The organism is Micromonospora carbonacea, assembly GCF_014205165.1.
In the GTDB taxonomy this organism is placed as follows: Bacteria; Actinomycetota; Actinomycetes; order Mycobacteriales; family Micromonosporaceae; genus Micromonospora; species Micromonospora carbonacea.
Genome location: NZ_JACHMZ010000001.1, coordinates 1,793,834 through 1,815,194, shown reverse-complemented (window position 1 = coordinate 1,815,194; position 21,361 = coordinate 1,793,834). Strand labels below are relative to the sequence as shown.

Annotated in this window: 18 protein-coding genes and 1 pseudogene; 8 read left to right on the top strand and 11 right to left on the bottom strand. The window is 74.0% G+C overall.

The features are described from left to right. Positions 1 to 40 precede the first annotated feature (40 nt). The 5 genes from HDA31_RS08200 to HDA31_RS08180 all read left to right on the top strand — a co-directional run bounded on the left by HDA31_RS08200 (position 41) and on the right by HDA31_RS08180 (position 4,002). Positions 41 to 244, top strand: a complete 204-nt coding sequence (locus HDA31_RS08200; protein WP_246384015.1) for a hypothetical protein — start codon at positions 41 to 43, stop codon at positions 242 to 244. A gap of 389 nt (positions 245 to 633) precedes the next feature. Continuing rightward, positions 634 to 1,095, top strand: coding sequence for a DUF5956 family protein (locus tag HDA31_RS08195; RefSeq protein ID WP_178065733.1), 462 nt, complete (start codon positions 634 to 636; stop codon positions 1,093 to 1,095). A gap of 173 nt (positions 1,096 to 1,268) precedes the next feature. Next, entirely contained in the window at positions 1,269 to 2,276 is a 1,008-nt protein-coding gene (locus HDA31_RS08190; RefSeq protein ID WP_178065734.1) for a helix-turn-helix domain-containing protein, read from the top strand. 166 nt (positions 2,277 to 2,442) lie between these two features. Then, complete coding sequence (locus HDA31_RS08185) at positions 2,443 to 2,691, top strand: hypothetical protein (RefSeq protein ID WP_178065735.1); 249 nt, start codon at positions 2,443 to 2,445, stop codon at positions 2,689 to 2,691. 156 nt (positions 2,692 to 2,847) lie between these two features. Next, complete coding sequence (locus tag HDA31_RS08180) at positions 2,848 to 4,002, top strand: helix-turn-helix domain-containing protein (protein ID WP_311774346.1); 1,155 nt, start codon at positions 2,848 to 2,850, stop codon at positions 4,000 to 4,002. A 74-nt stretch (positions 4,003 to 4,076) separates the two neighbouring features. Here HDA31_RS08180 and HDA31_RS08175 read toward each other — a convergent pair whose 3' ends face one another. Further along, the gene (locus HDA31_RS08175) at positions 4,077 to 5,420 is read right to left on the bottom strand and encodes a CBM96 family carbohydrate-binding protein (protein WP_178065736.1); all 1,344 of its coding nucleotides are present in this window, start codon (positions 5,418 to 5,420) and stop codon (positions 4,077 to 4,079) included. A gap of 241 nt (positions 5,421 to 5,661) precedes the next feature. On the opposite strand from HDA31_RS08175, the gene HDA31_RS08170 reads away from it, so the two are divergent. Further along, the gene (locus HDA31_RS08170) at positions 5,662 to 6,705 is read left to right on the top strand and encodes a glycerophosphodiester phosphodiesterase family protein (RefSeq protein WP_246384016.1); all 1,044 of its coding nucleotides are present in this window, start codon (positions 5,662 to 5,664) and stop codon (positions 6,703 to 6,705) included. A gap of 45 nt (positions 6,706 to 6,750) precedes the next feature. Here HDA31_RS08170 and HDA31_RS08165 read toward each other — a convergent pair whose 3' ends face one another. Next, positions 6,751 to 7,410: a DedA family protein gene (locus tag HDA31_RS08165; protein WP_178065738.1), complete on the bottom strand. Its 660-nt coding sequence runs from the start codon at positions 7,408 to 7,410 to the stop codon at positions 6,751 to 6,753. Positions 7,411 to 7,651: 241 nt separating this feature from the next. Here HDA31_RS08165 and HDA31_RS08160 point away from each other — a divergent pair, with 241 nt between their 5' ends. After that, positions 7,652 to 10,507 (top strand): aconitate hydratase, encoded by a 2,856-nt coding sequence (locus tag HDA31_RS08160; RefSeq protein WP_178065739.1) that lies wholly within the window; start codon positions 7,652 to 7,654, stop codon positions 10,505 to 10,507. Positions 10,508 to 10,569: 62 nt separating this feature from the next. Here the strand turns inward: HDA31_RS08160 and HDA31_RS08155 are convergent, their stop codons facing one another. The 8 genes and pseudogenes from HDA31_RS08155 to HDA31_RS08120 all read right to left on the bottom strand — a co-directional run bounded on the left by HDA31_RS08155 (position 10,570) and on the right by HDA31_RS08120 (position 19,860). Continuing rightward, positions 10,570 to 11,178: a GTP-binding protein gene (locus HDA31_RS08155; RefSeq protein WP_074474310.1), complete on the bottom strand. Its 609-nt coding sequence runs from the start codon at positions 11,176 to 11,178 to the stop codon at positions 10,570 to 10,572. After that, complete coding sequence (locus HDA31_RS08150) at positions 11,159 to 11,545, bottom strand: DUF742 domain-containing protein (RefSeq protein ID WP_043967572.1); 387 nt, start codon at positions 11,543 to 11,545, stop codon at positions 11,159 to 11,161. Before HDA31_RS08150 ends, HDA31_RS08155 begins: the two co-directional genes overlap by 20 nt. Before the next feature lie 5 nt (positions 11,546 to 11,550). Beyond that, positions 11,551 to 11,973: a roadblock/LC7 domain-containing protein gene (locus HDA31_RS08145; protein WP_007072006.1), complete on the bottom strand. Its 423-nt coding sequence runs from the start codon at positions 11,971 to 11,973 to the stop codon at positions 11,551 to 11,553. Between the two features lie 107 nt (positions 11,974 to 12,080). Beyond that, positions 12,081 to 14,693, bottom strand: coding sequence for a sensor histidine kinase (locus HDA31_RS08140; RefSeq protein ID WP_178065740.1), 2,613 nt, complete (start codon positions 14,691 to 14,693; stop codon positions 12,081 to 12,083). Positions 14,694 to 14,790: 97 nt separating this feature from the next. After that, positions 14,791 to 16,496 (bottom strand): annotated as a pseudogene (locus HDA31_RS32895) (prenyltransferase/squalene oxidase repeat-containing protein). Beyond that, entirely contained in the window at positions 16,493 to 17,407 is a 915-nt protein-coding gene (locus HDA31_RS08130; protein ID WP_246384018.1) for a terpene synthase family protein, read from the bottom strand. The pseudogene HDA31_RS32895 and the gene HDA31_RS08130 overlap by 4 nt, the downstream one beginning before the upstream one ends. Then, on the bottom strand, positions 17,404 to 18,783 hold the full coding sequence (locus tag HDA31_RS08125; protein WP_376701367.1) for a cytochrome P450: 1,380 nt from the start codon (positions 18,781 to 18,783) through the stop codon (positions 17,404 to 17,406). Before HDA31_RS08125 ends, HDA31_RS08130 begins: the two co-directional genes overlap by 4 nt. Before the next feature lie 162 nt (positions 18,784 to 18,945). Next, positions 18,946 to 19,860, bottom strand: a complete 915-nt coding sequence (locus HDA31_RS08120; RefSeq protein WP_178065741.1) for a GNAT family N-acetyltransferase — start codon at positions 19,858 to 19,860, stop codon at positions 18,946 to 18,948. Positions 19,861 to 19,966: 106 nt separating this feature from the next. On the opposite strand from HDA31_RS08120, the gene HDA31_RS08115 reads away from it, so the two are divergent. Beyond that, positions 19,967 to 20,212 (top strand): DUF2630 family protein, encoded by a 246-nt coding sequence (locus tag HDA31_RS08115; RefSeq protein WP_178065742.1) that lies wholly within the window; start codon positions 19,967 to 19,969, stop codon positions 20,210 to 20,212. 88 nt (positions 20,213 to 20,300) lie between these two features. On the opposite strand, the gene HDA31_RS08110 is transcribed toward HDA31_RS08115, so the two are convergent. Further along, positions 20,301 to 21,248 (bottom strand): serine protein kinase RIO, encoded by a 948-nt coding sequence (locus tag HDA31_RS08110; RefSeq protein ID WP_178065743.1) that lies wholly within the window; start codon positions 21,246 to 21,248, stop codon positions 20,301 to 20,303. Positions 21,249 to 21,361: the final 113 nt, after the last annotated feature.

Genomic DNA, 21,361 nt, shown 5'->3' with positions numbered 1-21,361 from the left:
GCCGACGATCTGCTCGCTCATGGAGGTCTACCCTAGGCGCATGCGGCAACGGATGCAGTGGTGGAAGTGGCTCGGGCTGGCCGGTCTCGCGGGTGTCGCCGCGACCGGCGTGGTCGTGGCCCGCGCCGAGCGGCGGCGGCGGGCGTACACCCCGGAGGAGATCCGGGCCCGGCTGCGCGACCGGCACGCGGAGGCCACGGCCACCGGCGCGGTCGGCACCCCGCCACCCGACAGCCCGGCCTGACCGACAGCCCGGCCTGACCGGCGGGCCGGCCTGACCGGCGGGCCGGCCTGACCGGCGGGCCCGCAGGCCGGCGGAACAAGGTCACGCTCGATCAGGGAAAGAGTGGCAACGCCCGGAATGGGAGGCCACTGGATCCACGATCGAGCACGACCTTGGCCGGGCCGTCCCGGCTTGCATCCCGAGGTCGCCGGTGATCAGCCCATCGACCCCGCGATGGGATAGCGACGCCGCCTACGGCAACAAGCCGATGGACGCCAACGACTACTTCGTAACCGTGACCACGCAACGACGTGAACTGCGTGTTTCCCGCACCCCTCGCGGTCCTCAGGAGCACACTGGGCTGAGGTTCGCCACGTCGGCGGGCCCAGCCCTCGTGTCGAGAGGTGATCATGAACAGCCGCTCGGACGCGGGCCGTTGGGACGACGTGCCGCTGTCACCCACGCCCCTTACAGGCGACGAGTACGTCGAACTAACGGAGAACGGCTGGGGGGCCCTGATCGGCTGGTACGCGGGCCCAGCCAGGCTCATCCGCGTCCCCGATCAGGTTGAGGCGCACACCACGCGCGTGTCCTGCAGCAGCCCGGCCGGCGATAAGCAGTACAGCCGCCCGCGCACCCATGAGGAGCAGGTCGACATCGACGCCGACATCAACGACTACCTGCACGACTGCGGCGCTCCAGCCCGGCCGGCGGGGTACCGATGGTTCCTGCGCCTGCCCGGCGGGTACGGCCAGGACCGGTTGTGGGCCGACCTGAACGCAGCCCTACCCTCATCAGCGATTCACCCGGCCGACATCGCCCCCCGAATCAGCGAAGTCGTGCAGGGGATCTACACCGACAGCGGGCGTTAGCGGCGCTCCTGCAATCCGATCGGTCTCCCGGTAGCGGTGCGCCCACGGCCCATGTCACGCCCGTCTCACCGCATCGAGCAGGGTGACCGTACGGGGGCGTACCGTTGCAGAAGGTGGGCCGCCGGTGTTAGCGGTGGGCAGCCCGCCGCCCAGACCGCTACCTGGGAGCCCCGATGCCTGCTCGCATTCGTACCGTCGTAGACCCTCGCTTCCCCGCCGAGCTGGGCCGCCTGCGCCGCGCTCATGGCATGTCGCTGCGGGACCTGGCCCGGCGCGCCTTCTACGGCAAGAGCTACCTGCACGACCTCGAATCGGGGCGCACCCGTCCCACCCTCGACGTCGCCCACCAGCTCGACGAACTTCTGCACGCTGGCGGCTCCCTCGCCGCCATGGTTACCGCCCTGCCGACCGTCACCACACCCGACGACGACGAGCGACTCGCGTACGTGAGCGCGGAACCGACCAGGCTCGACGGCACCAGCGTGCGACTGCTCGCCGATGTGCTGGCCGCGCAGCGGCGTCTCGACGACGTGCTGCCGGCCCCGGTGACGCTGCCCGCAGTCCTCGCGCACTGGCACACCGCGCAACAGCTCGCCCGACATGCCGCCGGGTCGCACGCCACCGAACTGCACTACGTGGTTGCCGAGTGGACGCAGTTCGTCGGGTGGCTGTATGCCGAGGCGCGCAACGACGCCGAGGCCGTGCGGGTCCTGACCGAGGCCGCTGCCCAGGCCGACGCGGTCGACAGCGGGCCGCTCGCAGCCCAGGTCGAGAACTTCCGCGGCTACCTGGAGCGCCAGCGCGGCAACGCGCGGGGCATCGTGCGGCACTTCATCGCCGCCTACCACACCCCGGGCGCGACAGCCCTGCAGCGCGTCGGCGACGCGGTGCAGGCCGCCCACGGGTACGCCCTGCTCGGCGACCGGACCGCCGCCGGGCGGCTACTCGCCGAGGCGAGCGACCTGACCACGGTTGCGGAGTCGCAGCAGGCACCGGCCCTCGCGTACTGGCTGACGCCGACGTTCTCCCGGATGGGCCTTGGGCTGGCCTACCTCGCGCTCGGCGACGTCGTGGCGGGTGCGGACAACCTGCGTGCGGGCCTGGCTGGCCTGCCCGCCGACCAGGCACGCGCGGAGTGGACGCAGGAGTACCGGCAGGCGCTGGCGGTCGCCACTGGCTGACGTGTCCGCCATCCGTTCCGGACGTGTCGCGGACACCTGCCGTCGCCACGGATGCGCTCTGTCACCGCAGGATTCTCCTGGGTGGCGGCGGCCCTTCCCGTATCCCGCACAATGTATACGAACCGCCGTCGCCGCCCATCCCACTCCGCGAGCAGAGGGAGGCGACGTGGCAGCCTGGTCCAGGGTCTGCACCGAAGTCCGGGCCATCACCAGGTGGGCGCTGCGGCGGCCCGAGCCGCCCCCGCCGCCCGGCACCGGGCAGGCAATCCAGGTGGCCGAGCAGGCGGCTGCCCGTCGGCAGATCCTCGCCGACGCCCAGGCGGCGCGCGCCACCCCGCAGCACTGCCAACCGACCGAGATCCTCCCGACCGTAGCTCTCGATCCCGAGGCCACCCACGGCAGGGCCGACCGGTGAGTCAGGCTGTCAGCGACCGGGAAGCGACGTGGTGGCAGCGGGACCTGGACGCCCACCGGCAGCGCGACGGCCGGTGCCCGGTCTGCCGTACCCCGAAACGGTGCTGGCCATGGGCGAACGCCAACTCGGCGCGCATCGTGGCTCGGCTGGTGCAGGGTGGGTGAGCTGCCGGTGGGTCGCCGGGTGGCGTACTGGCGGAGGCGGCGGAACATGTCGCAGCAGGTGTTCGCCGACCGGCTGGGCAGGTCGAAGTCGTGGGTGGACAAGGTCGAGCGGGGCGTCCGCGCCCTGGACAAGGTGTCGACCCTGCGGGAGGTCGCCGCTGTGCTGCGTATCGACCCGGACGTGCTGATCGCCCGCGACGAGGCCGTCGGGCCCGAGCGTGAGCCGGCCGCCGACGGCATCGAGGTGGTCCGGGCCGCGCTCACCCGCCATCCCGGCCTGCTGAGCGCGCCGGCCGCCCCGACCGATCCGGTCGTCTACCGGACCCGGGTGGCGCACGCCGGTGCCACCTATGGACACGGCCGGTACGCCGATCTGCTGCGGCTGGCCCCCGCGCTGCTCGTCGACGGCCACCGGCTCCCGGGCGGGCAGGGTGAGCAGCTCGTCTGGGCGTACCGGCTCGTCGCATTCGTGCTGGTGAAGTTCGACGCTGCGGAGCTGGCGTGGTTGGCTGCCGACCGGGCGCTGGCCGCCGCGGGCGACGATCCGGTGCTGGCGGCGGTCGCCGTCGTGCCGCTCGGTCAGGCCCTGCGGGCCAGCGGTCGGCCGCAGGCCGCGTTCGAGCTGGCCGTGGTCGCTGCCCATCAGGTCGCCCCGCTGGAGCCGGGCGGGGGCACGGCCGCCGAACGGGCGGCGTGCGCGGCGGCGCTGCTCCAGGCCGCGCTGGCCGCCGCCGGGGCGGGTGACCGGTCGACGGTGGAGGAGATGCTCGACGACGCCACGGCGGTCACCGAGCCGGACGGGCCGGAGCGGGCGGCGGTCGACGCCGCCCGGGTCGCCGCCGCCGTTCTGCTCGGGGACGGCCGGCGCGCGGTCGACCTCCACGAGGCGTTCGTCGGTGGCCCGGCGTGGGGGCGGCTGCCCATCGAGCATCGGGCCGCGCACCTGGTCGACGTGGCCGGCGCGTACGTGCGGGCGGGCGACGCGGCCGGGGCGGGCGCGGCGCTGCTGCACGCGGACCGCCTGGTGTCCGCCGAGGTTCGGATCAGGCCCGCCGGGCGGACCGCGCTGGCCGACGTGCTGGCCGGGGCACAGCGGCCGGATCCGCACCTGCTCGCGCTGGCGGAGGCGACCGGGGTGGCACGGTGACCGAGCACGCGGACGTGCGGACCGGGCGGTCGCACCGCATGTCTGTTGTGGTCCTGGCGTGATCCGCGGTGGAGTCAGTGGCAGGTGCCGGCGCCGCTCTCGGTGAAGGTCTGGTTCGCCACCGGCAGGAAACGCCACTGGTAGATCCCGGGGACCAGGGTCAGCTTGAGCACCCCGTAGGTGGTGCCGTTGCGGACCTCGCTGTTCGGCACGATGGTCCCGAAGTCCGGTTGGAGGGAACGGCCGCCGGTGCCGACCACGAAGTTCCGGATGCCCTGCGTGGGATCGTCCACCCGGTTCGGGGTCTGCGGGGCGAACCGCTCGTACTGGTGGGCGTGGCCGCTGAGGAGGATCTCGACGTCCGCCTCGTAGAGCGCCCGGAAGAGCGGGAGCAGTTCCGGGCGTTCCCGGTCACCGGAGCTGAAGATCGGGTGGTGCCAGTACGCCAGGGTGCACCGGGCCGGGTTGGCGGCCAGGTCGGCGCGGAGCCAGCGTTCCTGGGGCGAACCGACCTGACATCCGCCGACCTTGCTGCAGTTGGAGTTCAGCACGATGATGTGCCAGCCGCCCGCCGGCATGTCGTAGGAGTACCAACCCTGGCTCGGCGGGCCGGCCTGGGGGCCGAAGTATCCGAAGTAGCCGGCCGCGTTGGCGGTGAGGTACTCGTGGTTGCCGACGGCGGGTCTGGTGCGTGCCTTGTGCCGCCCCCACGTCGGCCCGTAGCAGTTGGTGAACTCGGCCGGGGTGCCCGTCTCGTAGACCAGGTCACCGAGGGCCGCCACCGTGCCGGGTTCCCGGTCGAGGATCCGCGCGGTCTGCTCGTCGTTGTCCCGGTCGCAGGAGGCGATGTCGCCGGCCGCCAGCAGCACGTTCTCGCCGGTGCCCGGAATACCGGTCTCCACGAGTAGCTGCGGTGCGGTGGTCGAGCCGCTCTCCCGGGTGTCGTAGTAGGCGCCGTTGGCGTCGGCGGAGCTGATCCCGAAGCTGACGATCCCGTTGACCACCGCCGCGGTGACCTCGACGTCGTACCAGGTGTTGGCGGCCACCTGACCGTAGGTGCCGAGCGGCGCGCCGGTCAGGGCGGGACGGTTTGCGTAGGTCAGGGTCGTCTCCAGCCAGCTGGTCCCGGACCGATAGACGGTGCCGCCGGTGCGGCTGCCGGCGTCGGGGATGGCCGACACGTGGATGCGCAGCCGGGCGTGGATGACGGGATCGAGGAGACCGGTGACCGCGAACTTCAGGTAGGAGATCCGGGTCGGGTTGGCGGCCACCGCCAGCACCGACTGGTTGTCGAAGTTGCTGTTCGGCGAACCCGCACTCACGTAGCTGTCGTTGGTGGGAAAGAAGACGAAGTTTCCGTTGGCCCGCGCCGCAGGGGCGAAGGTGAGGGTTCCAGCCAGGACTACGAGAGCCAGCACCGCAGCGTATCGGGATCTAGGCACCTGTCGTCACCTCTTCAAGCGAGTTGTGCAGCCAGTCCACTCCTCTCCCCGTCACAACCGGGGCACGAGGTGACCCCGCCGGTTGACGGCGGATTGACGATCGGGGCGGCCGACCGGTGGAGCCCCTTGAATGCCTGCGGTGGCCCCTGGCCAGAAGCGACGGCGCCTCGGCCTGCGCCGCTTGCCGGTGGCCGGTGCCCGCTGGCAGGCTGCCTCGGTGACCGAACGGGGAACGGGATCTACCGCAAGTGACAGCGCGCCCGGGGGCGAGCGGCCGGGGCGGGGCCGGCGGTGGCGACGTCGGCTCGAGGTCGCGCTGGCCGTCGTGCTGCTCGCCGCCGCCGGCCTGTACGTCGGCAACAGCTCCACACTGGCCGGGACGCCACCGGGCGGGCCGTTCCTGCTGGCGCACCGGGGGCTGGCCCAGACGTACGACCTGGCTGGCGTCACCAACGACACCTGCACCGCCGAGCGCATCCACCCGCCGCAGCATCCGTACCTGGAGAACACGCTCGCGTCGATGCGGGCGGCGTTCGCGGCGGACGCCGACCTGGTGGAGTTCGACGTGCAGGTCACCCGCGACGGCCGCCTGGCGGTCTTCCACGACGCGACGTTGCAGTGCCGCACCGACGGCACGGGGACGGTGCGCGAGCACACCCTCGCCGAGCTGCGCGGGCTCGACCTCGGCTACGGCTACACCAGCGACGGCGGACGGACGTTCCCGTTCCGGGGCATGGGGGTCGGGCTGCTCCCGACGGTCGAGGAGGTGCTGGCCGAGTTTCCCGACCGGGAGCTGTTGATCCACCTGAAGGTCGAGGGGGCCGCCGAGGGCGAGGCGCTGGCCGATCTCCTGGCGACCCTGCCGCAGCAGCGGCGCGACACCCTCACCGTGTACGGGGGCGACGTGGCGGTGGCCGCGTTCGCCGCCCGGCTGCCCGACGTCCGGGTCACCTCGAAGAAGATCATGAAGGACTGCATGGTGGCGTACCTGGCGGTCGGCTGGACGGGGCACGTCCCGGACGCCTGCCGCCACCGGCAGTTGCACCTGCCGCAGCGTTACGGGCGGCTGATGTGGGGCTGGCCGAACCGGTTCGTGGCCCGGATGCGGGAGGCGGACACGCGGGTGATCGTGGTGAACGGGTCGGGCGAGTTCTCGGAGGGCTTCGACGACCCGGGCGACGTCGACGCGATCCCGACTGGCTGGACGGGCGGGGTGTGGACCAACCGGATCGACGTGGTCGCGCCGCTGCTGCGCCGGTGAGGCGTGGCCGCGCCCCTGCTGGGCAGGTGACCGGCCACCGCCGGGTCAGCGGTCGCCGGCGGTCGCGCCGACGGGCTCGGCCTCGCCGGACGTGTCCGCCTGCTCCAGGCGGCGGGCCCGCCGCCGCAGCCACCAGGTGCTGCCCAGGCCGGCGAGGACGGCGAGGACCAGCCCGGCCCAGGAGATGTCCTTGAGCCAGTGCTCGGCGGCCCGGCCGACGCTGTAGAGCAGGTAGGTGGTGCCGAAGGCCCAGACCAGGCCGCCGGCCGCGTTGGCCAGCAGGAACCGCCGGTACGGCACGTGCAGCGCGCCGGCCAGGGGGCCGGCGAGGATGCGCAGCAGCGCCACGAACCGGCCGAAGAAGACGGCCCACACGCCGTGCCGGGCGAAGCTCTGCTCGGCGCGGGCGAGCTGGGCGGGGCCGAGGTGTTTCGGGAAGCGCCGGCCCAGCCGGGCGAGCAGGGGCCGCCCGCCCCGGCGGCCGACCGCGTACCCGATGGAGTCGCCGACGATCGCGCCGAACGCCGCGGCGGCGGCCACCCACTCGGGTTGCACGACGCCGGTGGCGGCGAGCAGGGCGGAGCTGACCAGGACGATCTCGCCGGGCAGCGGGACGCCCATGCTCTCCACGCCGATCACCCCGGCGACGATCAGATAGACCGCGACCGGGGGCAGCGCGGTCAGCCAGTGCTGTACGTCGACCACGGAGCATCCCTTCAGGTCCGGCCTCGAACCCTACCCGGGCCGCCGGGACGGGGCGGCCCCTCGCCGCCGGGCCACCCGGGCGGGCGCTCGCGGGCCCGTCCCGAAGCCTGGCGTCAGGTTGCGCGACTAGCAAGACGGACGTACGGTTTTGTTGAAACGGGAATCGCGGTAAGTGTCACCTAACCGGGGCGTCGCCCCGGCCGGTGCGACAGACTGCTCAGGACTACTCACGGTCGCTGGTGTGAAGGAGTACGACGTGGCGAGCCTCGACACCTTCGGTGCGAAGACCCAGCTACGCGTCGGAGACGCGAGCTACGAGATTTTCAAGATCAGCAAGGTGGAGGGGCACGAACGGCTCCCCTACAGCCTGAAGATCCTGCTGGAGAACCTGCTGCGGACCGAGGACGGCGCGAACATCACCGCCGACCACATCCGCCAGCTCGGCGGCTGGGACGCGACCGCCGACCCGAGCGTGGAGATCCAGTTCACCCCGGCGCGGGTGCTGATGCAGGACTTCACGGGCGTACCCTGCGTGGTCGACCTGGCCACCATGCGCGAGGCGGTCCGCGAACTCGGCGGCGACGCCACCAAGGTCAACCCCCTCGCGCCCGCCGAGCTGGTCATCGACCACTCCGTCATCGCCGACCTGTTCGGCCGTGCGGACGCCTTCGAGCGCAACGTCGAGCTGGAGTACGAGCGCAACAAGGAGCGCTACCAGTTCCTGCGCTGGGGCCAGACCGCGTTCAACGAGTTCAAGGTCGTCCCGCCGGGCACCGGCATCGTGCACCAGGTCAACATCGAGTACCTGGCCCGCACGATCATGGAGCGCGGCGGCCAGGCGTACCCGGACACCGTGGTCGGCACCGACTCGCACACCACGATGGTCAACGGCCTGGGCGTGCTGGGCTGGGGCGTCGGCGGCATCGAGGCCGAGGCCGCGATGCTCGGCCAGCCGGTCAGCATGCTGATCCCCCGGGTCGTCGGCTTCAAGCTGCACGGCGAGATGCCCGCCGGCACCACCGCCACCGACCTGGTGCTCACCATCACCGAGATGCTGCGCAAGCACGGCGTCGTCGGCAAGTTCGTCGAGTTCTACGGCCCCGGCGTGAGCGCCGTGCCGCTGGCCAACCGGGCCACCATCGGCAACATGTCGCCGGAGTACGGCTCCACCGTGGCGATCTTCCCGATCGACGCCGAGACCGTCCGCTACCTGGAGCTGACCGGGCGCGACCCGCAGCAGGTGGCGCTCGTCGAGGCGTACGCCAAGGAGCAGGGCCTCTGGCACGACCCGGCCGCCGAGCCGGACTACTCGGAGCGCCTGGAGCTGGACCTGGGCACCATCGAGCCGTCCCTGGCCGGGCCGAAGCGCCCGCAGGACCGGGTGCCGCTGGGCAGCGCCAAGACGCTGTTCCGCTCGGCGCTGACCGACTACGTGGCCGCCGATGCCACCGGCGGCGACGCCGGCCGCACGCCCGGCGTGCCGCAGCAGGAGAAGCCGCTCGGCGTCGCCGGCCCGGCCGACGAGGCGTCCGCCGAGTCCTTCCCGGCCAGCGACGCCCCGGCCAACGGGGTCAACGACTCGGCCGACGCGCCGCGCGACCTGGTCACCGCCGCCGTGGGCGCGGGCGGCCGGGCCAGCAACCCGGTGCGCGTCACCGGCGCCGACGGCGTGGAGTACGAGCTGGACCACGGCGCCGTGGTGATCGCCGCGATCACCTCCTGCACCAACACCTCCAACCCGCAGGTGATGATCGGGGCGGCGCTGCTGGCCCGCAACGCCGTCGACAAGGGCCTGGCCCGCAAGCCGTGGGTGAAGACCACCCTCGCGCCGGGCTCGAAGGTCGTCATGGACTACTACGACCGCGCCGGCCTCACGCCCTACCTGGAGAAGCTCGGCTTCAACCTGGTCGGCTACGGCTGCACCACCTGCATCGGCAACTCCGGCCCGCTGCCGGAGGAGGTCTCCGCCGCCGTGAACGAGGGCGACCTCGCCGTCGTCTCGGTGCTCTCCGGCAACCGCAACTTCGAGGGCCGGATCAATCCGGACGTGAAGATGAACTACCTGGCGTCCCCGCCGCTGGTGGTGGCGTACGCGCTGGCCGGCACGATGGACATCGACCTGGCCAACGAGCCGATCGGCGAGGACGGCGCGGGCGAGCCCGTCTACCTGCGCGACATCTGGCCCAACAGCGCCGAGATCCAGGACGTCATCGCCCAGGCGATCGGCGCGACCGGCTTCAGCGCCGCGTACGCCGACGTGTTCGCCGGTGACGAGCGGTGGCAGTCGCTGCCGACCCCGACGGGCGACACGTTCGCCTGGGAGGGCGAGAGCACCTACGTCCGCAAGCCCCCGTACTTCGAGGGCATGCAGCAGGAGCCCGCCCCGGTGCAGGACATCGCCGGCGCGCGGGTGCTGGCCAAGCTGGGCGACTCGGTCACCACCGACCACATCTCCCCGGCCGGCTCGATCAAGGCCGACTCCCCCGCCGGGAAATACCTGGCCGAGCACGGCGTGCCGCGCCACGAGTTCAACTCGTACGGCTCGCGCCGGGGCAACCACGAGGTGATGATCCGGGGCACCTTCGCCAACATCCGGCTGCGCAACCAGCTCGTGCCGGGCGTGGAGGGCGGCTTCACGGTCAACCACCTGACCGGCGAGCAGACCACCATCTACGACGCCTCCACCGCCTACCAGGAGGCGGGCGTCCCGCTGGTCATCCTGGCCGGCAAGGAATACGGTTCGGGCTCGTCGCGGGACTGGGCGGCCAAGGGCACCATGCTGCTCGGCGTGAAGGCGGTCGTCGCCGAGTCGTACGAGCGGATCCACCGGTCGAACCTGATCGGCATGGGCGTCCTGCCGCTGCAGTTCCCGGTGGACACCACCGCCGAGTCGCTGGGCCTGACCGGCACGGAGACGTTCTCGATCAGCGGGGTGACCGCGCTGAACGACGGCGAGACCCCGCGCACGGTGAAGGTCACCACCGACACCGGCGTCGAGTTCGACGCGGTGGTCCGCATCGACACCCCCGGCGAGGCGGACTACTACCGCCACGGCGGCATCCTCCAGTACGTCCTGCGCCGCATGATCGCCAGCTGAGCGCAAGGAAGGGCCCCTTGTTAACAGGCGTCTGTTAACAAGGGGCCCTTCCTTGCGTGCGGTCAGTTGCCGGCGGCGCGGCGGCGGGACTCCCGGATCTTCAGCGCGTGCTCCATCAGCGTGATGAGCACCTCCTTGCTCGACTCCCGCTGCCGCGCGTCGCAGAGCAGCACCGGCACCCCCGGGTCGAGGTTGAGCGCGGCCTGCACCTCGTCGAGCCGGTAGCGACGGGCGCCCTCGAAGCAGTTCACCGCGACCACGAACGGGGTGCCGCGCCCCTCGAAGTAGTCGATCGACGGGAAGCAGTCGGCCAGCCGCCGGGTGTCGGCGAGCACCACCGCGCCGAGCGCGCCGAGCGCCAGCTCGTCCCAGACGAACCAGAACCGGTCCTGCCCCGGGGTGCCGAACAGGTAGAGCACCAGGTCGTCGCTGATCGTGATCCGGCCGAAGTCCATCGCGACGGTGGTGGTCGTCTTGCCCTCCACCCCGGACAGGTCGTCGATGCCGACCCCGGTCTCCGTCAGCACCTCCTCCGTCCGCAACGGCCGGGTCTCGCTGACCGCACCGACCATCGTGGTCTTGCCGACGCCGAAGCCGCCCGCGACCAGGATCTTGATCGCGGTGGGCAGCGGCACGGCTCCCGCCGGCCGCTCAGAGGGCCCGTAGTCCATTGATAACCGCCTCGAAGATGCTGTCGTCGGGAAGGCCCGCAGTCGTCCGCGGCTCGCGTACCTGCACGAGGTCGCGCGCCATCAGGTCGCCGAGCAGAACCCGGATCGTACCCACCGGCAGGTCCAGGTGGGCGGCGACCTCCGCCACGGACTGGATCCGCTGGCAGAGCGCGACGATGGCCAGGTGTTCCGGGCCCAGCCCGACCTCCGGCGACACCTCCGAGCGGGTGGCCGTCACCAGGGAGATCAGGTCGAACGTGCCGGTGACCGGGCGCGCCCGGCCACCGGTCACCGCGTACGGTCGGACCACCGGCCCGGCATGGTCGTCGACCCACCGTTCCTCCGTGGACTCCCCCGGGACCGTCATCGCGGCTACTTCTCGCCGACCGGCTGCTCGGGAAGCCGGGTCGGGGAGGCCACGTACTTGCCGACCCGGGTCACCAGCATGGCCATCTCGTACGCGATGAGGCCGACGTCGGCGTCCTCGGAGGCCAGCACCGCGAGGCACGCGTTGCGGCCGGCGGCGGTGACGAACAGGAACGACGACTGCATCTCGATGATCGTCTGCTGCACCTGGCCGCCGCCGAACCGCTTGCCCGCGCCCCGGGCCAGGCTCTGGATGCCGGCCGCCATCGCGGCGAGGTGCTCCCCGTCGTCCCGGCTCAGGCCCTGTGACGAGGCCATGAGCAGGCCGTCTGTGGAGAGCGCGACCGCGTGCTCGGCCTGCTTCACCCGGCCGACCAGATCGTCCAGCAACCACGTCAGATCGGCGCTCGAAGCCGTCTTCTGCCCCACTCGTCGTCCTCTTCTCCCCCGGCTGGTGTCGCCGTTTGTCGTCTGGGACCTGCCGTCCCGCCACGGGCGCGGGTCGTCCGCGCCGCTCTCAGGTCGTCGCGCCGTCCTCAGGTCGCCTCGTGCTCGTCCTCAGGTCGCGGGTGCCCGTCGCCGGCGTCGCCGGCGGGCTCCGCGCCGCCGGCCCCACCGAGCAGGCGGGCCGCGTCGGTGCGGCCCCGTCGGGTGCCGCGCTGGTAGGAACTCATCATCTTGAGGACCTGCTCCGGCACCCGGACCGTGTCCTCCTCGTCGTCGGGCTGCGCGGCCGGATCCTCGCGCAGCTCCGGCACGATGTTGGCCTGGCGCACGCGCACCGGCAGCCCGGAGCCGGTCCGCTGCACCGGCGCGGACGCCGGGGCGGGGGCCGGGGCCTCGGGCGCGGACTCGCCGTCGGCGGTGGTCCCGTCGGGCCGGCCGGCCGGCTCCGCCCGCTCCACGGTGGAGCCCGGTGCCGCGCCACCGCTCGCGGGCCGGGGCGCGGTGATCGGCAGGCCGGTCGGCACGGTCGGCGCGTCCAGCGCCGACAGCCCGGCGGGACGCCGGGGGCGTACCGGCAGCTCGGTCTCCCCGCCCGGGGCGGCCGGTGCCGGCGGGACGGTGCGGGGCCGCGCGCGGGTGGGCAGGCCCTGCGTGCCGTCGTCCTCGACGGGCGGCTCGGCGGGCGGGGCCGTCGGGGCCTCCGCCAGGGCCACCGGCGTGGCCGGGCGGGCCGCCGGCCGGTCGCCCGACGGGCCCGGCCGGGCCGGCACGACCGGCGTGCTCGGGTCGGTCCGGCCGGTGCGCCCGGGGCCGCCGTCCCCGTCGGAGCCGGTCACCAGCTCCGCCGGGATCAGCACGACCGCGGTGGTGCCCCCGTACGCCGACTCCTTCAGCCGCACCCGCACGCCGTGCCGGTCGGTGAGGCGGCTGACCACGTACAGGCCGAGTCGGGCGGCGTTGGCCAGGTTGAGCTCGGAGCGGTCCACGATGCGGTGGTTCGCGGCGGCGAGGTCCTCCTCGCTCATGCCGAGGCCCCGGTCCTCGATCTCAATGACGAACCCGTTGGCCACCGCCTGACCGCGCACCTCCACCGTGGTGTGCGGCGGCGAGAACGACAGGCCGTTCTCGATCAGCTCGGCCAGCAGGTGGATGATGTCGCCGACCGCCCGGCCCGCCAGCGAGACGTTGCCCAGCGGCAACACGTTGACCCGGGTGTAGTCCTCCACCTCGGCGACCGCGCCACGGACCACGTCGACCATCGGGACGTTGCGCCGCCAGGCCCGGCCCGGCGTGGAGCCGGAGAGCACGATCAGGTTCTCGGCGTTGCGCCGCATCCGGGTGGCCAGGTGGTCGACCCGGAACAGGTCCTCCAGCTCCTCGGCGTCCTGCTCGCGGCGCTCCATCGCGTCGAGCAGGGTGAGCTGGCGGTGCACCAGCGCCTGCGTGCGCCGGGCCAGGCTGAGGAAGACCTCGCGGACGTTGCGGCGCAGCTCCGCCTGCTCGACGGCGGTGCGCAGCGCGGTCTCCTGGACCGCGTTGAACGCCTTGCCCACCTGGCCGACCTCGTCGTCGCCGAACTCCAGCGGCGGGGCCTCCCGGGCGACGTCGACGTCCTCGCCGTGACCGAGCCGCTCCACCACGCTGGGCAGGCGGTCGTTGGCCAGGGTGAACGCCGCGTCGCGCAGCCGCTCCAGCTGCCGCAGCAGCGCCCGGGCGGTGGTGATCGACACGATGATCGACGCGACGACGGCGAGCAGGCCCAGGCCCGTGGCGAGCACCAGGCGGATGATCACCGTGACGGCGACCGGGGTGGCCCGCTCGACCACGTCGTCGCCGCCGGCGATCACGACCTCGCTCCACTGGGCCAGCGCGGGCGCCACCGCCGCGTCCCAGTCGGCGGCCTCGAAGCCCAGCCGGGGGTCGACGCCCCGGCCCTCCAGGATGCCGTCCTCCAGGTCGCGCAGGTTCTCGAACGCCTCGCTGCCGACCATCGCGTCGTAGCGTTCCCGGTCGGCGGCGGGCAGCCGGCTCACCGCCAGGTCGGCCGCGAACCGCTGCGCGCCGATGAGCTGGGCGAGCTGGGACCGCTCCACCGTGGTCATCCGCCCCGCCGAGAGCGCGCCGGTGAGCATGGCGTCCTCCTGGGACAGCAGCTCACGGGCGCGGTTGAGCTCGATCAGGGCGGTGGTGTCCTCGCCGACCTGCTGGTCGTCGAGGAGGCCGAGGGCCGAGTAGACGTCGAAGATGGACCGGACCACCTGCCCGTACGCGGCGAGGGTCGACGACCGGTCGACGCTGCGGGCGTCCACCCCGGAGCGGGTCTCGCCCAGCCGGGACAACTGCCCGTACGCCGCGTCGAGGCGCTGCTCCAGCGTGTCGCTGGCGGCGACGGTGGCGCGCCAGCTGGTGGACGACTCGCGGAACGTCGACGCCAGCTCGTCCGTGCGCCGCCGTTCCGCCCCGAGCGCCTCCCGACGCGGCTCGTCCGGCCGCCCCAGGTAGGCCAGCGACAGTTTCCGTTCCCGCTGGAGCTGGAGCACCAGCGCCTCACTCGGCTCGGACACCGACTCGTTGAGCGCCTGCACCCCGAGCAGGTTGGCGCCGTCCCGCATGGTCACCCATGCCGCGAAGGCCCAGAGCGCGACGAGCGACACCAGCAGAGCGACGATTTTCGTACGGAGATTCGTACTGCGGGAACGCATCACACCGTCCTGGCCGGCTGTTCGGGGGGCTGCCGGAGCGCGTGTGGCCGGTACACCGTCGACCACGCGCGCACGCTAGCAGTGTCGGTTTGTTCACTCAAGCGGCACTGATCAGGGGGGCCCTGCCGTACCCGGGCCCGGTGAAGGCGTCACCGGAGGCCCCGGCGCGGAGGAGATGACGGGCCGCGGCGACGGTGGCGCGGACGATCAGGACGGGCCGGTAGAGGTCCTTGTCGTGCCAGAGCGCGGGCGCGCCGTCGCGGCCCTCCATGGTGGACAGGTAACGTCGCGCCCGCCCCAACGCCGCCTCGACGCCGGCCGGCGCGGCGGACCGGGCGGCGCGCAGGACCTGCACCGCGTAGGCGGTCTCCTCGACGGTGCCGCCCCACCGTCCCCAGGAGCCGTCGGCGCGCTGCCCGGCGAGCACCCAGTCGGCGGCCCGGCTCACCGCACCCACGGCCGCCGCGCCCCGGCCGTGGCCGGCGAGGGCGAGCACCACGCAGCTCGTGGCGTAGAACGGCGAGGCGTGCCAGCGGTCGGTCCACGCCCCGTCGGACGACTGCCGGTCGGCGAGCCAGCGGGTGAGCCGCCGCGTCACGGCGGTGAGCCGGGCGTCGGCCGGCGCGCGGTGGGCCAGGTGCCAGCCGAACGCGTCGAGCACGTGGGCGTTGGTGGTGACCGACGCGCCGTCCTCCCCCGGCCAGGTGCAGAAGTGCTCGCCCGTGTCGTACCCCCAGAGGCTCGCCGGGTCGACCGGGCGGCCGAGGCGGGCCAGCGCGTAGAGGGTCACCGCCGTGGTGTCGGCGTCGGCGGGCAGGCCGGGCGCGGTGGCGGTGCCGGCGGGGCCGACGGTGGCCGCGAGCCCGGCGAGCAGCCGGGGCGGCACGGGCGGCGTCAGGCCCGCCCGGCTCAGGGTGCTCAGCGACCAGGCCCGTTCGAAGACGGTGATCCCGGTCGCGCACGGCACCGGGCCGCCCTGCTGGCGGGCGACGTCCTCCAGGTAGGACATTGCGGCGGCGTCGGGCCCCGGACCGGGCCCGCCGAGCCAGGCGGCCGTCGCCGCCGGGGACGCGCCCACGGTGCCGGGCCCCACCGGGGTCACCCCGGCGGCCCGCCGGGCCGCCGGCCCGGCCACCTCCAGGGCGTGCAGCAGCTTCACCGGCAGCGGGCCACCGGAGGCGACCAGCGCGCGGACCCGGCCGAGCCGGGTGCCGTCCAGCCCCGACGGCAGGGGCAGCGGGCCGGCGTCGCGCCAGGCGGCGAGGCCGGGCGGCGGGTCGGCGCGCACCGCGTCGAGGTGCGCGCCGACCGCGCCGACCAGCGACGGGACCGTCAGGTCGGCGGCCGGCAGGTCGGGCGCGGAGAACGGGGCCGGGCCGGCGAGCCACCGGTAGAGGATGCGCAGCCCGCCGTCGACGGCCCGGCCCAGCCGCTCGGCGGCCCGGGCGTCCGCGAGCACGTCGGCGTCGCCCCGGCGCAGCGCGGTCAGCAGCGCCTCGGTGGCGCTCAGCGTCGGCACCAGGGCGTACCCCTGCGGGCCGCCCCACGCGCCGTCGGGGCGCTGGCCCGCGAGCAGGTACGCGACCCGCTCGGCGTGGTGCGTCAGCCACGGCGCGAGGCTGACCAGGCGCGCCGTCTCGTAGACCGAGGCGGAGGACTGCCCGCCCGGGGTGAGGGTCATCGCGGCGACCAGCTCGCGGGCGTCCGCGGCGGACTCCGGGTCACGGGTCGGCCGGTCGGCCCGGCCGCAGGCGGCCGTCCGCTGCCGGACGAGCGTCACCGCCGCCCCCAGCAGATCGTCACCGCGGCCCCCAGAAGTCGGCGGAGCGGTAGAAGCCGCTGCTGAACCCGATCTGCCGGGCCAGGTACGCCGCCTGGAGCGGGCAGCCGCCCGACAGCGGGGCCAGCAGCTCGGTGCACCGCTCGACCAGCTCCACGATCCGCTGGTCGACCTCGGCGCGGTCGTCGACCAGCAGCAGCGCGTTCAGGTCGCCCCATTCGAGGTCCCGCTCGTAGGTGGCGAGGTCGTTGACGAGCCGGAGCACCCGCTGCACCTCGTCGCTGACGGTCACCAGCCGGTCCAGCCGCCGGTGGGTCTCCGCGTCGCCCGTGGAGATCCAGTGCGCGACGTTGACCACCGTGCAGGCGAGGTTGTCGGCGTTGGCGAGGTATTCGGTGAAGCCGGGCAGCGGCGCGCCGTCGCGGTCCCGGGCGGTCTTCCAGTCCCACTCCCGGGCCATCGCCGTCACGGTGCGGCGCACCGCCGCGCGCCAGGCGTCGCCCAACTCGGCGAAGGCGGGGACCTCCGCGAGGTCGTCGCGGAGCCCGGCGAGCAGGCGGCCGAGCGGGTCGCCGGCGTCGGGGCTGGCCCCCTCGGCGACCGCGAGGGCCCCGGCGACCACCCGGTCGACGTCCGCCCGGGACGTCGCCAGATAGTCGATCCGCCAGTCGAGGGCGAAGCCCCAGAGCACCATCCGGTTGGTCACCCGCAGCTGCTCGGCCGTGCACCAGGGCGCGCCGAAGGCGATGGCCAGGGCGATGCTGCTGAACAGCGTGGCGTCGAAGGCCCGGCCGGCGAAGAGGTCCGGGTAGCGGTCCGCGTGCCGTTGCAGGTCGCGCTGCCCCTGTGCGGCGAGCGCGCAGATGCGGCCCTGCTCGGCGGCGACGGAGAGCTGGTCGGGCAGCACCGTGGACGGTGGCGTGACGACGTTCACGCGACGACCCCGGCGTGGGCGGGGAGCACGTCCAGCTCCACGCGGTCGCGCGGGCGCAGCGCGGCGGCGAGCTGCACGGCGGGCAGCCGGGGGCTGCGCACCCGCAGCCGGTAGCGGGCCAACAGGTTCGCCACGATGAGCTGCGCCTCCAGATAGAACAGGTGCATCCCCAGGCACTGGTGCGGGCCGCCGCCGAAGGGGAAGTACGCGTAGCGGTGCCGGGCCCGGACCCGCTCCGGGGTGAACCGGTCCGGGTCGAAGGCGTCGGGGTCGTCCCAGTGGCGGGCCAGCCGCTGGGTGACCAGCGGGCTGACCAGCAGCGTCGCCCCGGCCGGCAGGCGCACGCCGCCGAGCGTCGTCGGCCGCAGCACCTGCCGGGGCGCCAGCCAGCCCACCGGGTAGAGCCGGACCAGCTCGTCGAGCACCATCCGGGTGTAGCGCAGCCGCGGCAGGTGCTCGGGGCCGACCGGGTGGCCGCCCGCCACCGAGTCGATCTCCTCCTGCAACCGGGCCGCGACCCGGGGCGAACGTGCCAGGTGCGGCCAGAGCCAGGTCAGCACGTTGACGGTGGTCTCGGTGGTCACGGCGACCATGGCGACGGTGTCGTTGCGGACCTGCCGCTCGTCCAGCGGCCGGCCGTCGGCGGTGCTGCCCCGCCACAGCGTCGCGATGACGTCGTCGCCGTCGCTGCCCCGTGCCGCCCGGACGGCCGGCGTCAGCACCTCGTCGATGCGCCGGGCGGCGTCGCGGAACGCCCGGTCGCCGGGCATCGGCAGCGCGAGCGGGGCGAACGGCACCAGCACCCGGGGGATCACCGAGGTGGCGATCGCGTCCTGGGCCTGGATGACGCGCAGCGCGTCGGTGGCCGAGATCCGGTCGCCGAAGAACGTCTCCATGACGGCCCGGCACACGATCCGGGCCTGCTCGGCACCGATGTCGACGGGCCGGCCGGCGCGGGCCGGCGCGTCCAGCTCGGCGACCGCGTCGACGATCGTGGCGGCCATCCGGGGCAGCACCGACTCGACCCGCCGGGCGGTGAACAGCGGCTGGAGGATGCGCCGGCTGTCCGACCACACGGGACCGTCGCCGAGGATGCCGTCGCCGAACAGCCGGCGCAGCGGACCCCAGAACGCGCCGTCGCCGGCCCGGCCGAAGTTGTCGGCGCGGTCGCCCAGCACCTGCTGCACGTGGTCGGGATCGGTCACCAGGTAGGGCCGGAACGCGCCGACGTTGAGCCGGACCACCTCGCCGCCGGCCCGCTCGCCGAACCCGACGAGGGCGCGGACGGGGTCGCGGAGCAGGCCGGGCGCGACGTGCCGCAGCGGAACGGATCTCGCCCGCCGAGCACGGGTGGGGGCCGGGTGTGGGGTTACCACGTGTGGTGCACTCCCCTGGTCAACTGTGCGTCGCGGAACGACCGTGGAAAGTAACGGTCCCGCCCGAGCATGCCATTGAGCAGGTCAACTTCTCCAGGGGAGAGAGGAATAATTTTCGCGGGCGAAATTCCCCGCGCCCACAAGGGACCCGCCGCGGGCCTGCTAGCTGGGCAGATCCCGCCGGTAGCGCCACTGTGCCGCAACCGGCCGGTAACCGAGCGTCTCGTTGAGGCCGAGCATCGCCGCGTTGCCGGCGTCGTTCACGGTCACCGAGTGCCGGAACCCGGCCGCCGCCGCCCGCCGCAGGGCGGCCTGCTTGACCAGTCGGGCCAGGCCCCGCCGGCGATGCGGCCGACGGGTGCCGGTCATCCCGCACCGGTGGTCGTGGCGGCTGTCGGTCAGCCCCACCGTGAACGCGACCACCTCGCCGTCCGCCACGGCCACCGTGGTCAGCTCCCGGTCCAGGTCCGGGCGGTGCCAGTACGCCGCCAGCCAGTCCGCGTACGCGATCTCGTCCATGCTGACCTCGCCCGGCTCGTCGCGCGAGACGTCCAGGTCGGCCGCGTAGAGCGCGCGGGGGTCGGGCAGGTCGGCGGCGGCGAGCAGCCGCACTCCGGGCCCGGGGGCCGGGGGCGGCGGCGGCACGGACAGGTCGCACCGCAGCAGCAGGGACCGCCGGCCCCGCCGGTAGCCGTGCCGCTCGGCGAAGGCCAGGTCCGCCGGGGTGTCGTCGACCATCGCGTACGCCGTGGTCACGCCGAGCCCCACGAGCCGCCGTTCGGCGGCGGCGAGCAGGGCCGAACCCGCGCCCCGGCCGCGTCGGTCCGGCCGCACCGTCAGGTTGACGAAGCCCCGCCCCGGCTCCGCGCTCTCGTGCAGCAGCCCGGTGCGGGCCACCCCGACCGGCACCCCGTCGACCTCGGCCACCAGCGCGCCGAACCGCTCGGGGGTCTGCGCCCGGGCGACCTGCCAGCGCAGCAGCTCCGGCGTGGCCAGCAGGTGCGGCAGCCCCGCCCGCAACACCCCGGACACGGCGTCGGCATCGGCGTCGGCGAACGGCCGCACGGTCGGCGTCATCGCGTGGCAACCTACCGCAGCGCTCCGGCCTCCGCGACCCCGTCCGCCGGACCCGACGCGCGGGAGAAGCGGGCGCGACCCGACCCGCTGTGCCAGGCTCAGGGGCATGGACGACAAGACCATCCTGAACCGGATCTCCGAACTGGTGGACGAGGAGCACCGGCTCCGCGCGGCCGCGCAGACGAAGGAGTCCGGCACCGCCGACGAGCAGGACCGGCTGCGCGCGTTGGAGGAGTCCCTGGACCAGTGCTGGGACCTGCTGCGCCGGCGGCGGGCCGCCCGCCAGGCCCATGGCGACCCCGAGGCCCAGGGCGTACGCCCGGTCCCGGAGGTGGAGCGCTACCTCCAGTGACGGCGGGGGCGGCCGGCTGTCGCCGACCGCCCCGACCCCAGGCTCCCGCCCCCGCGTGGGTGCCCGGCCCGGCACCCACGCGGGTGGCTCAGCGGATGCCGGCCTCGCGCAGCAGCAGCGCGGTCAGCGCCGCCGGGTCGGTGTCGCCGGCCGGCAGGCCGCGCGAGGTGAACCAGGCCCCCACCACCCGCACGTCGCGGGCCAGGAACTCGGGGCCCTGCGGGTTGGCCACCACGTCGACCACCTGCGGCAGGTCGATCATGACCAGCCGCCCCGCGTGCACCAGCAGGTTGTACGGCGACAGGTCGCCGTGGGCGAAGCCGGCCCGGGCCAGCACCACCAGGGCGTCGACCAGTTGCTCCCACAGCGAGCGCAGCTCGGCCGGCTCGGGCCGGCACTGGGCCAGCCGCGGCGCGGCCAGCCCCTCGTCGGGGTCGCCGACGAACTCCAGCATCAGCTCGGTGCCGAGCAGCTGCACGGGGTACGGCACGGCGATCCGGCCGTGCTCGGCGCCGATCTCCCAGAGCCGGGAGAGGGCGGCGAACTCGGCGGCGGCCCACTGCCCGGCGATCATCTGCCGGCCGAAGGCGGTGCGCCCGGCCATCGCCCGGTTCTCCCGGGACCGGCGCACCCGACGGCCCTCCAGGTAGCCGGCGTCGCGGTGGAACAGCCGGTGCTGGGCGTCGCGGTAGCGCTTGACCGCCAGCAGGCAGGACCGGTCGGTGTCCGGCACGGCCCGGCGGAGCAGGTGGACGTCCGCCTCCTTGCCGGTCTTGAGCACCCCGAGGTCGGTGTCCCGGGCGGCCAGCTCGGTGACCAGCCAGCCGGGGTGTGGCTCGGGGCCGTGCACGGCCTGGTCCCAGGTGGACCAGGCGTCGCCGGCGGGGGCGTCGTCGTCCGGGCCCGCCTCCGGGTCCGGGTCGGTCAGGACCGGCTCGGCGGGCCGGCCACGCTTCAGGAAGTGGGGTTCGTCGTCGTCGAAGCGGCTCTTGCCGCGGCCACGGCGCCCGCGCGCCGGGAAGTCGTCGTCACGCACTGTGCTGGTGATCCCTTGATCGAGGCTGGTGTAGGCAGGTGGAAGATCCCTGCGAAGACGGCCATGACCGACCTCCCCTCCTCGACCGGGACCACCCGGCTACGCCCGATGCG